Here is a 12,294-nt window from a genome sequence, read left to right as displayed (position 1 = left end):
TTCCACTGCACCTCAAACCCCTGGCGCTGGCCGCAGCCTTCCAGGGCCAGCGAATACAGTTCGCCGTACGCCGTTGTTTCGATGTCGAGCGACACCAGTTTCAAGTTCGGGCGGTAGCCGGGCGCCGGCTTCAGCTGTACTGCCTGAGGTGTTTCTTCACTGAACGACACCGGCGCCGTAATGAAGCGCTCCATCAGATAGCGCTCGGGCGGGCGGATATCGGCTTCATACACGTCGATGCCGTGGGCGCTCAGCTGCTTTTCCAGCTTCAGCAAATGTCGGTATTGCTTGCAGTACAAGCCCAGCACGGGCCGATGTTGGAAGTCGCACAGCGACAGCGCTCGCAGCTCGGCGTGGCGCTCGCCGCGCAGCAGCAGTTGCGCCTGCTCGCGCTGCGCCATGGGAAGAAAGGCGACCGCCGTCTGTACGGGCAGGCGCACGTGGCGGGGACCGGCATCTGTTGCCAGCCAGAAATCGACCTGCGTACCGGCGCTGGTGTCGTGCCAGTGGCGGGTCAGGATAAAGCCCTGTGTGGGAGGGAGTGCGGTGCTGTCCATGCCTTGGTGTCCGTGTCGTGCCCGATAGTGTGGCACCGGCCTGCACATTACAGCAAGCCGGTGCCGTGCGCGATGGGATGCGGCTATAATTTTTAGTATCGAAGACGATAACAAGAGCGCATCGCGCCATTACCCTGGAGACAGCATGCAAGCACTGAGTTATGTACATGGCGCCCACGAGACGCCGTTGATCGGCGCAACGATAGGCGCTTACCTGGACGGCGTCGCCGCCCGCTACGGCCAGCATGATGCGCTGATCGTGGCGCACCAGAACGTGCGCTGGACGTATCTGCAATTCCAGCAGCGCGTGCACCGCCTGGCTGCCGGCTTGCTCAAGCTGGGCTTGCAGCCGGGCGACAGAATCGGCATCTGGTCGCAAAACTGTGCCGAATGGGTGCTGACGCAGTTTGCTACGGCGAAAGCCGGCTTGATCATGGTCAATATCAATCCCGCCTACCGCCGCTCGGAACTCGAATATGTACTCGACAAGGTGCAGTGCAGCGCGCTGATCGTCTCGCCCAGCTTCAAGTCCAGCGATTACCTGGCCATCGTGCAGGACGTGGTGCCGGAAATCGCCGGTTCGCGTGCCGGTGCGCTGCGCTCGTCGCGCCTGCCCCAATTGCGCCATGTGATACGCCTGGGCGCGGCTGCCACGCCGGGCATGCACAACTTCGATGCCTTGATGGAGGGCATCTCCGACGCCGACCTGGCGCACCTGGAAGAAGTCAGCGCCACTTTGCAGTTTGACGACGCCGTCAATATTCAGTTCACTTCCGGCACCACGGGCGCGCCCAAGGGCGCGACCCTGACGCATCACAATATTATCAATAACGGTTTTTTCATCGGCGAGGCCATGCGCCTTACCGAACACGATCGCCTGTGCATCCCCGTCCCCCTATACCACTGCTTTGGCATGGTGCTGGGCAACCTGGCTTGCGTCACGCATGGCGCGGCCATGGTGTTCCCGGGCGAAGGTTTCGACCCGAAGAGTGTGTTGGGCACGGTGCAGGCCGAGCGTTGCACCGGCTTGCATGGCGTGCCCACCATGTTCATCGCCATCCTCGATCACCCTGATTTCAAGCAATATGACCTGTCGACCTTGCGTACCGGCATCATGGCTGGCTCGCCGTGTCCGATGGAAGTCATGACGCGCGTCATCGAGTTGATGCACATGGCGGAAATCACGATTGCGTATGGCATGACGGAAACCTCGCCCGTCAGTTTCCAGACCTCCATCGATGATCCGCGCGCCATGCGCGTCGCCTCCATTGGTCGCGTCCATCCGCATCTGGAAGTGAAAATCATCGATGCGCAAGGGCGCATCGTGCCACGCGGCGAGAAGGGCGAATTACTCACGCGTGGCTATTCCGTGATGCAGGGTTACTGGGGCGATCCTGAAAAAACCAGGGAAGCCATCGACACGGCGCGCTGGATGCACACGGGCGACCTGGCCGTCATCGATGACAAGGGCTTTTGCAGCATCGTCGGCCGCTCGAAAGATATGGTCATCCGTGGTGGCGAAAACATCTACCCGCGCGAGGTCGAGGAATTCCTGTACCGCCACCCGAGCGTGCTCGACGTGCAATGCGTGGGCGTGCCTGATGCCAAGTATGGCGAAGAGTTGTGTGCCTGCATCATCTTGCGTCCCGGCATGCAGGCCAGCAGCGAGGATATCCGTGCCTTTTGCGACGGCCAGATCGCCTATTACAAGATCCCCCGCTACGTGCGTTTCGTCGAGCAATTCCCCATGACGGTGACGGGCAAGATTCAGAAATACCTGCTGCGCCAGCAGGTGGCGACCGACCTGGGCCTGGGCGCCGCGTAAGCGTTCACTTTTCTGGCGTATATAAAAAAGCACCGGGACGCTCAGCGAGCGTCCCGGTGTATTGCTTCGGCGCGCAGCTTAAGCCAGTTGTGCGTGCGCTGTGCGCGCTGGCGTGCGGCGGCGCATGCATGCCAGCAAGCCCAGGCCGGCCAGCAGCATGGCGTAGTTGCCTGGCTCCGGTACGGCCGAGACGGTGACGGCATTGAAGCCTTTGGCGCCGATCTCTACCTGCGAACCCCATGCGCTCTTGGCGCTGACGGAATTGGCCACCAGCGTGCCTTCCAGGTGGCCGGTACCGAAGAAGTCGCTGTTCGGTGCCAGGATGCTGCCCCAGCTGTAGGTCGTCAGGCTGGTGCTGGTGGCGTTCGCGAAATTGAACAGCGTGCGGTCAGCGAAATTGCTGAAGCTGGCGTAGCCGCCCGACAGGTTGATCTTGCTGGCGCCATCATTGATGATGATGTGGGCTGTGCTTTTGATCGTGGACAGGTCCAGGGTCAGGTTTTTCAGTGCATCGGAATCGATGTTGAAGATATTCACATCCGCATGGATATCACCACGCAGGGTGTAGCCATCGTTTTCCATGATGACGGTGCCCGTCGGTTTCAGCTTGGCAACATCCTTCGACAGGGTGGTCAACTGCTGCTTGGCCGCTGCAAAGTTCAGCGTCGAGGCATTGCCTTTGCTGAAGGTGCCTTGTTCAAACCATTGCTGCGTCGATACCTTGGCGTTCTGCTGGCTAACGCCATACACAGCCTTGCCCAAGGCGCCGCCGTTGTAGATGGCGCCCGTGCCGATGTTGAGATTGCCGCCCGTGACGATGCTTGGGGCGCCGGCGCCGGCCGTGCTTTTTTGGCCGACCGAAAAATTGCTCAGGTAAGCGTCGCCGCCGACTGCCAGGCGGCCTTCGACGTCATGGAAACCGGTGATGCCGCTGCCGCCGACGTTGCCGAAAATGAATGCCGAATAACCGTTCGCTGCGCCCAGGTTGATGTTCGTGCTTGCCGCCTGCGCGAAGGCGCTGCAGGAAAGGGCAAGTACGGTGGCGCTGATGACGGGCAGGCTGCGAGCGGTAATCGACAAGGATTTCATGGGTTTCTCATGGTAAGGAGTGAACGGATGGGGCGGGAGAGCAGGATGGCCGCCGTCGCGCTGATACGAATTATACATAAAAAGCAAGTTTCATTCACTAAAAGCAATAAAATATTTTATTTTGCAACTTATAGTGTTTTATTGATAAGCTGCTTGTGGGCATAAAAAAACCGGGACTGGCCCGGTTATGTTGCTATCTGACGCGCTGGTACAGGCGGAAACGCTCCACATTATCGGTGGGGCGGCGTCCCTCCCATAGCTTGATCCAGTCCGCGCCGTGATGCTCGGGCAGCTGTTCCTTGTTGTCTGGAACCTTGAGACTATCTTGCAACAAGAATACATCGCACTGCTGCTGGCCCAGCTTGGCAAATGGCAAGTGGCCGTAATAGGCGAACGAGGCGCGCTGGGCGGCACCGACGTTGCTGTTGATGCACGTGCTGCCTGGCGGCAGGTGGATGGAAATCTGCTGCGCCACGCTGGCGTAGCTCTTGCTGTAGTTCAGCTCGGGCAAGAACAGCGTCATGATCAGCACCCAGATCAGGATCAGCCCGCCGGACGACAGCACCACGGCGCGCCACAGCACGGCGGGCTGGCGCGAGATACGCCAGTGCACCAGCGCCACCCAGCCTGCGCTGGCGCAGGCGGCGACGAAGAAGGCCACCAGTTCCAGTTCAGGCTTAAATCCTGGCAACAGCTTCAATGCGTTGTACGCCAGGCGCGGCGGCCAGCCTGTCAGGGTGGCGAACCAGAATAGCCACAGCATGAGGCCGCAGATGGTCAGCACCATCACAGAGAACCAGTCGATGGCGTTGATGGCACCGCGTTTCATGGTCAGCAGGCCGAATGCGGCCATCACTGCCAGCGGCGGCAGCAGCGGCAGCAGCTGGCTCGGTTCGGGATCGGGGTGGCATAGCCCCAGGATGGCCAGCATGGCGACAAATGTGAGCGGCACGACAATGTGCAGCACATGGCGCTGGCGGCGCCAGGCGTACACGGCCCAGGCTGCGAACGGCCACGCGGGCCAGAAGAACCAGATGCCGACGCGTAAGAAATATTGCAGGCTTTTCAGGCTGGGTGGACTGAACTGGCGGCAGTTCCACTCCATCCATGCCTGCAGCGGCGAATGGCCGTAGGGCATCAGCAGTTCGCTAGGCAACAGCCAGACCAGGACCAGTGCGATGGCCGCGAGCACGGCCAGCGCCAGGTGGCGCACGCTGCGCAGTAGCGGCAGGCGCAGGAAGACGCTGCACAGCAGCAGGGCGATGCTCAGCGCCGCCGGCGTGATCCAGCCGCGCGTGAGGGTCAGGCCGCCCAGCGCCAGGCCTAGCAGGGCAGCATTGCGCACGGACGGGCCTTCCACATAGCGCACGGCGCGGTACAGCAGGTAGGCCATCAGGGAGACATAGAGCGCTTCGGCCGTGATGTCGTGGCTGTGCTGCAGCAAGCCCAGGCAGCCCAGGTAGATGAGCACGGCGGCATCGGCCAGGGTGCGGCCAAAATCATCCGGCTCAGGCTGGCCGCCGAAGGCCAGGCGCAGGGGCTGGGCATCATTGCGACGTCCGAGGTTGAAGGCGGTGTACCAGACGGACACGGTACTGACGATGAAGATGCCGATGGTCGACATGCGCGCGCCAAAGACGTCGCCGTCGATCCAGCCGAACAGTTTGATGAAAATGGCACCCAGCCAGAAGGCCAGCGGGCCTTCCTCGGGCATCGATAGGCCGGCCACGTTGGGCCATAGCCAGTCGCTCAGGCCGCCATGCGCCATGGTCCACATGATGCCGAAACTGGCGGCATCATCGTTCTTCCACGGTTCGCGGCCGATCAGGCCAGGCAGAATGTACAGCAGGCCGAGCGCAAACAAGGCCCATCGTGGCAGCGCGAGTGTGGCAGCGGCAGGAAGGCGGACTGGCTTCATCGATAGTTGGTATCAGAATGGTGGCAAGATGCAACGAATGGCATCGGGTATGCGCGAGTATAAGGTAAAGCGGCCAAAGACAAAAAAGGCAGCCGTGGCTGCCTTTTTCCTGACAGCCGAAGCTGCCCTTTTTTGCCGCAAAGCGGCAAAAATCAGCCTGCTGCGACTGCGGTTTTCGAACCAACGGTACCGAACTTCTGACGGAACTTCTCGACGCGACCAGCGGTATCGACGATTTTGTGCTTGCCCGTGAAGAATGGGTGCGATTCAGCCGAAACCTCGATCTTCACCAGTGGGTATTCTTTACCGTCGTGGGTGATTTTTTCGCGGGTTTGGATGGTCGAGCGGGTAACGAATTTGAAATCGCACGACAGATCGTGGAAAACAACTTCGCGGTATTCTGGATGGGTATCGACTTTCATGGTCTTCTCTCTAGGTTGGTAGCCAAACAGCACTTCGTCGGTCGTCTTGCTTCTTGACCCGATTGCCGATCACTTGCCAGGGTTTAAAATAATGCAACCGCAGATTATATAGCGCTTTCTGGCGGCAGGCAATAAAAAAGCCGCTCAATGAGCGGCTTGCACCTACGTGAGAGGCGAGATAAAACCGTAGCGAGCAGGCCACAGTTGCGATTGAGTAGCGGAACTGTACTTTAGTACAGTGAGCAACGCAGATCGCAAATGTGGCCGCGCAGTAGGTTTTAGCCGCCTCTACGCATCATGTCGAAGAATTCGGCGTTGTTTTTGGTTGCCTTCATCTTGTCCAGAATGAACTCCATCGCCTCGATCTCGTCCATCGAGTACAGCAACTTGCGCAGGATCCAGATTTTTTGCAGCTCGTTTGGCTTGATCAGCAGTTCCTCGCGGCGGGTACCCGATTTGTTCAGGTTAATTGCCGGATAGACACGTTTCTCGGCCAGGCGGCGTTCCAGATGGACTTCCATGTTGCCGGTACCCTTGAATTCTTCAAAGATCACGTCATCCATGCGCGAACCCGTTTCGATCAGCGCCGTGGCGATGATGGTCAGCGAGCCGCCTTCTTCGATATTGCGCGCGGCGCCGAAGAAGCGTTTTGGACGTTGCAGCGCGTTCGCGTCGACACCACCGGTCAATACCTTGCCCGAGGCAGGGATGACGGTGTTGTAGGCGCGCGCCAGGCGGGTGATCGAGTCGAGCAGGATCACCACGTCTTTTTTCATTTCGACCAGGCGCTTGGCTTTTTCCAGCACCATCTCGGCCACTTGCACATGGCGCGTGGCTGGCTCGTCGAAGGTCGAGGCGACGACTTCGCCGCGCACCGAACGTTGCATTTCGGTAACTTCTTCCGGACGCTCGTCGATCAGCAGCACGATCAGCGTGATATCGGGATGATTTGCCGTGATCGCGTGGGCGATATGCTGCAGGATCACGGATTTACCGGATTTCGGCGATGCCACCAGCAAGCCGCGCTGGCCTTTGCCGATCGGGGCGATCAAGTCGATGATGCGGCCGGTGATGTTTTCCTGGCCATTCATTTCACGTTCCAGGCGCAGCGGCTCGTTCGGGTGCAGCGGCGTCAGGTTTTCAAACAGGATGCGGTGCTTCGACGCTTCCGGCGATTCGCCGTTAACCTTGTCTACTTTGACCAGTGCGAAATAGCGTTCGCCATCTTTCGGGGTCCTTACCTCGCCCTCGATCGAATCGCCGGTGTGCAGATTGAAGCGGCGGATTTGCGAAGGGGAGATGTAAATGTCGTCGGTGGACGCCATGTAGCTGGCGTCAGGCGAGCGCAGGAAGCCGAAGCCGTCTGGCAGCACTTCCAGGGCGCCGTCGCCAAAAATCTGTTCGCCGGACTTGGCGCGTTTTTTCAGGATGGCGAACATCAGCTCCTGTTTGCGCAAGCGGGCTGCGTTGTCAATGTCAAGACCGATCGCCATCTCAAGCAGGGCGGATACGTGTAGGGCCTTTAGTTCGGATAAATGCATATGTGTTGAGTGTCCCGAGACGGGATGTAAAGGTAGGGGAGGGGACTGCGTGGCGTTGATTAATTATTGGGGCAGGCTGTGCACGAATGATGGCAAAGCCGCTTCCCGGTCTATCCAGTCAGGCGGCGCTGCGGGCGCAGCGCTGCCTATCATACATTAAATGTTGCTGTCGACGAAAGCGGTCAACTGGCCCTTGGCCATGGCGCCCACTTTTTGGGCGGCTGCGACACCATCCTTGAACAGGATCAGGGTTGGGATGCCACGGATGCCGAACTTGGCAGGCACTGCCTGGTTGGCGTCCACGTCCATCTTGGCGATCACGATGCGGCCAGCATATTCCTTGGCTACTTCTTCCAGGATCGGACCGATGGCCTTGCAGGGACCGCACCATTCTGCCCAGAAGTCGACCAGTACTGGCAACTCGGATTTCAGGACGTCTGCTTCAAAAGATGCATCGCTAATGTGTTTGATATTTTCGCTCATATTTTCCTCAAATGAGGGTGGGATCAATAATGCCTGGAATTAACCATACGCTGGTTCGCCATCCATGCTTCCTGGAATGCAGCTAGCAGATGGGGACAATGGGCACAACTTCAATGTTCTTGGAGGGTGCGGCCAGAGGTATGCAGGCGGGGATGGCTGAAATAATAACCCATTTTTTCAAAGCGTGGCGATTATTGCAGAAAAACTTGCGCCATATTGCCGGCGCGCGTCCCGGCAATGCGGCAAAGCCGCATGCCTGCTCGCTTGCAGCGCCGTGCCCACCCTCCCGGCCAGCGTCCGCGCTCAGGCGTGTACGCTGGCCAGGCGGGCCGTGTGCTGCAGTTGCAAGTTCACCATAAGTTGCAATTCCGCACTTTCCATCGGCTTGCGGAAGGTGCCTAATATATGCAGGCCATTGGCCACGGCCAGGCGCTCGGCCGCCAGACGCACGGCCGAATGCAGGCCTGAGAGCAGGACCACGCCGCCGCGGAAGCCATTGTCGGCCGCCATGCGCAGGAATTCGATGCCGTCGACGTCGGGCATGGACAGGTCGCAGATCAGCAGGTCGGGCTGGTGCTGCTTGAGGGCCGCCAGCGCCCGTTCGCTGTGCGACTCGCAGCGGATGTCGAACGGCCCCATTTGTTCGAGCATGTCGCTGAGCACGTCAAGCATGAAGACATCGTCGTCCAGCAGCAGCACGCGCAACGGCGCCAGGCCTGCTTCGTCCTGTTCACGGCGTGCTTGGTTTGATACAGTATTCATCGTCCTGTCTTCCTATTGATATGTTGCATCGTTGTTGATGCCGATACCTCGCCTCAAAAAACTAGCGGTAACTAATCGTCATTGGCAAAGCTGGTGTTATGCATGATTTGCTCGGTAATCTGTTCCAGCAGGGGCCACATGTGCGCCACGATGCGCTGGGCCCGCTCAGCCTCGTCGTCCGGCTCACCGGGCGCCAGCGTTTCCAGGTTGTGGCACAGTTCGGCCAGCCCCATGGCTCCCACGGTGCGCGCCGACGACTTGATGCGGTGCCCCAGTTCACGTACCTGATGCACGTCGCCGCGCGCCAGGGCCGCGTCGATATCGTCAAAGCCATCCTGCGTCGTCTGCAGGAACTTGAAGGCGAATTTGCGCACTTTTTCCGGATTGTAGCCCAGTAACTTGGCCAGGATGGACAAGTCGATCACTTGCGGGTCGCCCGCCAGCGTGGTCTTGAAGGCGGGCGCGGCGCGGCTGCGGGCAGGCGGCGGTGTCTCGCGCGCCGGCAGCCAGCTGGCGATGGTCTGGTACATCATGGCTGGCTGGATCGGTTTGGAAATGAAATCGTCCATGCCCGCTTCCAGGCAGCGCACCCGGTCTTCGCTGGTGGCCGTGGCCGTCATGGCCAGCACGCGCAGATGCGCCAGCTGCGGGTCGGCGCGGATCTCGCGCGTCGCTTGCAAGCCATCCATCAACGGCATCTGCACGTCCATCAGCACGCAGTCGAACTGCGTCTGGCGCAGCAGGTCGAGCGCCTCTTCGCCATTGTTGGCCAGGCAGACGCAGGCGCCCGCTTCCTCCAGCAATTCCAGCGCCACTTGCTGGTTGAAAGTGTTGTCTTCCACCAGCAAGATACGCGCATGCTTGAGCGTGCGCATGACCAGGGCGGCGTCGGCGCTGGCGCGCATGGCCGCTGCCGTCTGCGCCATGCTGTCGAGCATGGCCGGCGCCGCCTGGTCGGAAATGCCGAGGTTGGCCGTGAACCAGAAGGTGCTGCCGGCGCCTGGGCTGCTGTCGACGCCCACGTCGCCACCCATCAGCTGTGCCAGCTGCTTGCAGATGGACAGGCCCAGGCCTGTGCCGCCATATTCGCGCGTGGTGGAAGTGTCGGCCTGCTGGAAGGACTGAAACAGCTTACTCATTTCATCGTGCGACAGGCCGATGCCGTGGTCGCACACTTCGAAGCGTACCAAACAGTTTTTTTCGTCCGCCACCACTTTGCGTACTTGCACGGTAATGCTACCCTTTTCGCTGAACTTAATGGCGTTATTGGCGTAGTTGATCAGTACTTGCCCCAGGCGCAGCGGGTCGCCCACCAGCACGGCCGGCAATTGCGGGTCGATCTCGAACAGCAGTTCCAGGTTCTTGCTGGCGGCGCGCGGCGCCACCACCGTCATCAGGGTTTGCACCACGTGGTCGAAACTGAAGTTGACGTGCTCGATTTCCAGCTTGCCCGCTTCGATTTTCGAGATGTCGAGGATATCGTCGATGATGCCCAGCAGGTGTTCGCCTGCAAAGCGGATTTTTTCCAGGTAATCGCGCTGGCGCGGTTCCAGGTCCGTCTTTAGTGCGAGATAGGCCATGCCGATCACGCCATTCATCGGCGTACGGATTTCATGGCTCATATTGGCCAGGAATTGTCCCTTCGCCAGGCTCGCTTCTTCGGCCATCTGCTTGGCCTGGTCGAGCTGCTCGGTACGCTGCGCCACGCGCTCTTCCAGATGTTCATTGAGTTCGCGCAAGGCGCTCTCGCTGCGCTTGTGATACGTGATGTCTGTCAGGCTGGCCACCACCATGCCTACCTTGCCGTATTCGTCGCGGATGGCCTCGGTATTCACGGATAGCCACGACAGGCTGCCGTCGTGCTGCTGGACGCCCATCAGCACGTCGCGCATGGCCTTGCCCGTCGACAGGGTGATGTGTACGGGATGGCTGTGCCGGTCGAAGGCGGAACCATCTTCGCGGATGGCTTGCCACAGGCTGCGGTTGGCCGGACTGGCCGCCAGCATGCGTTCGGCGGCTGCGTTGCTTTCCAATATGTGTCCATGGCTGTCTTGCACCACCAGGCCGTTGGTGACGGCGCCAAATACGGACGCCATGCGCTGGCTGGAATTGGACAGGGCGATCGACGCCTGTCGCCGTTCCGTAATGTCGGTAATCATCGCCAGCGTGCCGCCCGGCTCGCCATTCTCCGATTCGATACTGGTGCTTGACAGCAAGCCCCACAGGCTGGACAAGTCCTTGCGCAAGAAGTGCAAGTCGACCTGCTCGGGCTGGCTGGCGAAGCTGCCGTGGCTGGCCAGGCGGCGCTGCATCAGCAACTGGCTGTCGCGGTCCATGAAATCGAGCATGGTACGGTTCAGCATTTCCTGTACCGTGTAGCCCAGCATATGCGCCATCTTCGGGTTGACGAAAGTGGTTTTGCCGTCCGCATCCGTCATCCAGATGCCTTCGGCGGCCGTCTGTACGATCAGGCGGTAGCGCTCCGAACTGGCGTGCAAGGCTTCTTCGGCGCGCTGGCGCTGCGTCATGTCGCGCAGCGAGACGATGGAAAACGCTTGCCCGGCTATGCGCAGCGGCGACAGGCTGACCTTGGCGGGGAAGTGCGTACCGTCGCGGCGGCGCGCCAGCATCACCCGGCCTGGCAGGCTGTGCCGCGCTTGCGGGTCGCCCGAGGGATGGTTGACCGTACTTTCAGGCACAAGTTGCTCCAGCGATATGCCCGTCAATTCGGCCAGGGGATAGCCGAAACAGCGCGCGCCGATCTGGTTGGCGTAATGCACCTTGCCCTCGGTGTCGGCCACCAGCATGGCTTCGGGCGCCGCTTCCAGCAGTGAATGCATGCGCTCTTGCTCGTCTTGCTTGCGTGCGCTGATATCGCAGACGATACCGCTGGCCTGTGTGGCGGCGCCATCCGCAGCGCGCGACAGTACTGCGCCGCGCGCCAGCAGCCAGCGCCAGTGGCCGTCGCTATGGCGCAAACGGAATTCGCAATGAAAGGTGCCCTGCGCCTGGCCATCGAGATGCTGGCGAAATACAAGCATCAGGCGCGCGCGATCGTCGCGGTGCGCTTCGGCCAGCCAGTCGGATAGTGCATGCTCGAGCCTGGCGCTCTTGTCGCCCAGCATCTCTTGATATTGGGGCGCGAATTGCAGCAGGTTGGACTGCCGCCGCCAGGTCCAGCCAGCCAGGGCGGCGCCGCGCAAGGCTTGTCCGGCATCCTGCTCGACCAGTGCTTGCGCGGGCGGGAGCAGGCGCCGCAACTGTTGCCGCAGTCGCCAGGCTTGCCAGCAAGCCAGTCCCGCCAGGGCGGTGGCGCTGGCGGCAGCGTACGGCCACAGCAGTGTCGGCGTCATGCCGTGTACCGCCGCCTGCACCGGTAGCGCCAGTGCCATGCCTGCCGCCAGCAGCGTACGTGCAAGCCGATGCAGCGCAGGGCGCCGTCGGCGTGGTGCGCTGAAACTCGTATGACTGCAATACGGCAAATGCATCCCTTTCTGGGGCGTGATTGGACTCGATTGGCAGTGCATGATGCGCGCTCAAATAAGCGCCTGCGCCGCTTTCTGGCGGCAACTATAGCATCGAATATTTAGTCGCAGTATTTAAGTTCAGAAACGGCCAAAATGGCTTTTTTTTTTGCCCCGGGTTGCCTGTTTTTTTTGTGATTTGGTGGGAATTGGTGAGAAAGTTGGCGCGAAAT

Annotated in this window: 8 protein-coding genes and 1 pseudogene; 1 reads left to right on the top strand and 8 read right to left on the bottom strand. The window is 60.3% G+C overall.

From position 1 onward, the window contains the following. Positions 1-20 precede the first annotated feature (20 nt). Positions 21-557, bottom strand: a pseudogene (locus tag H4V96_RS19075) (DNA polymerase II); the annotation flags it as partial. Between the two features lie 145 nt (positions 558-702). Here H4V96_RS19075 and H4V96_RS19070 point away from each other — a divergent pair. Then, complete coding sequence (locus H4V96_RS19070) at positions 703-2,382, top strand: AMP-binding protein (protein ID WP_010401550.1); 1,680 nt, start codon at positions 703-705, stop codon at positions 2,380-2,382. A 78-nt stretch (positions 2,383-2,460) separates the two neighbouring features. Here the strand turns inward: H4V96_RS19070 and H4V96_RS19065 are convergent, their stop codons facing one another. From H4V96_RS19065 to H4V96_RS19035, 7 genes are all read right to left on the bottom strand, one after another. Beyond that, positions 2,461-3,471, bottom strand: a complete 1,011-nt coding sequence (locus tag H4V96_RS19065; protein ID WP_196854928.1) for a choice-of-anchor A family protein — start codon at positions 3,469-3,471, stop codon at positions 2,461-2,463. 193 nt (positions 3,472-3,664) lie between these two features. Continuing rightward, positions 3,665-5,389 (bottom strand): glycosyl transferase, encoded by a 1,725-nt coding sequence (locus tag H4V96_RS19060; protein ID WP_010401546.1) that lies wholly within the window; start codon positions 5,387-5,389, stop codon positions 3,665-3,667. A gap of 152 nt (positions 5,390-5,541) precedes the next feature. Then, positions 5,542-5,811: a type B 50S ribosomal protein L31 gene (locus tag H4V96_RS19055; RefSeq protein WP_010401544.1), complete on the bottom strand. Its 270-nt coding sequence runs from the start codon at positions 5,809-5,811 to the stop codon at positions 5,542-5,544. 278 nt (positions 5,812-6,089) lie between these two features. After that, positions 6,090-7,352, bottom strand: a complete 1,263-nt coding sequence (gene rho / locus H4V96_RS19050; protein ID WP_010401543.1) for a transcription termination factor Rho — start codon at positions 7,350-7,352, stop codon at positions 6,090-6,092. A 156-nt stretch (positions 7,353-7,508) separates the two neighbouring features. Continuing rightward, positions 7,509-7,835, bottom strand: a complete 327-nt coding sequence (gene trxA / locus H4V96_RS19045; RefSeq protein WP_010401542.1) for a thioredoxin TrxA — start codon at positions 7,833-7,835, stop codon at positions 7,509-7,511. A gap of 303 nt (positions 7,836-8,138) precedes the next feature. Further along, the gene (locus H4V96_RS19040) at positions 8,139-8,597 is read right to left on the bottom strand and encodes a response regulator (RefSeq protein ID WP_010401541.1); all 459 of its coding nucleotides are present in this window, start codon (positions 8,595-8,597) and stop codon (positions 8,139-8,141) included. A 71-nt stretch (positions 8,598-8,668) separates the two neighbouring features. Continuing rightward, entirely contained in the window at positions 8,669-11,989 is a 3,321-nt protein-coding gene (locus H4V96_RS19035) for a PAS domain-containing hybrid sensor histidine kinase/response regulator (RefSeq protein ID WP_196854929.1), read from the bottom strand. Between the last annotated feature and the right edge of the window lie 305 nt (positions 11,990-12,294).

It is taken from the genome of Janthinobacterium sp. CG_23.4 (assembly GCF_029892305.1).
GTDB lineage: Bacteria > Pseudomonadota > Gammaproteobacteria > Burkholderiales > Burkholderiaceae_D > Janthinobacterium > Janthinobacterium lividum_D.
Note: the sequence above shows the minus strand (reverse complement) of the source record. Positions and strands in the feature narration are given on the sequence as shown.

What these genes read in the sequence shown, in the direction of transcription:
- H4V96_RS19070 (WP_010401550.1), top strand. Translation starts at nt 703, where the DNA reads ATGCAAGCACTGAGTTATGTACATGGCGCCCACGAGACGCCGTTGATC.
- H4V96_RS19065 (WP_196854928.1), bottom strand. Translation starts at nt 3,471, where the DNA reads ATGAAATCCTTGTCGATTACCGCTCGCAGCCTGCCCGTCATCAGCGCC.
- H4V96_RS19060 (WP_010401546.1), bottom strand. Translation starts at nt 5,389, where the DNA reads ATGAAGCCAGTCCGCCTTCCTGCCGCTGCCACACTCGCGCTGCCACGA.
- H4V96_RS19055 (WP_010401544.1), bottom strand. Translation starts at nt 5,811, where the DNA reads ATGAAAGTCGATACCCATCCAGAATACCGCGAAGTTGTTTTCCACGAT.
- rho (WP_010401543.1), bottom strand. Translation starts at nt 7,352, where the DNA reads ATGCATTTATCCGAACTAAAGGCCCTACACGTATCCGCCCTGCTTGAG.
- trxA (WP_010401542.1), bottom strand. Translation starts at nt 7,835, where the DNA reads ATGAGCGAAAATATCAAACACATTAGCGATGCATCTTTTGAAGCAGAC.
- H4V96_RS19040 (WP_010401541.1), bottom strand. Translation starts at nt 8,597, where the DNA reads ATGAATACTGTATCAAACCAAGCACGCCGTGAACAGGACGAAGCAGGC.
- H4V96_RS19035 (WP_196854929.1), bottom strand. Translation starts at nt 11,989, where the DNA reads ATGGCACTGGCGCTACCGGTGCAGGCGGCGGTACACGGCATGACGCCG.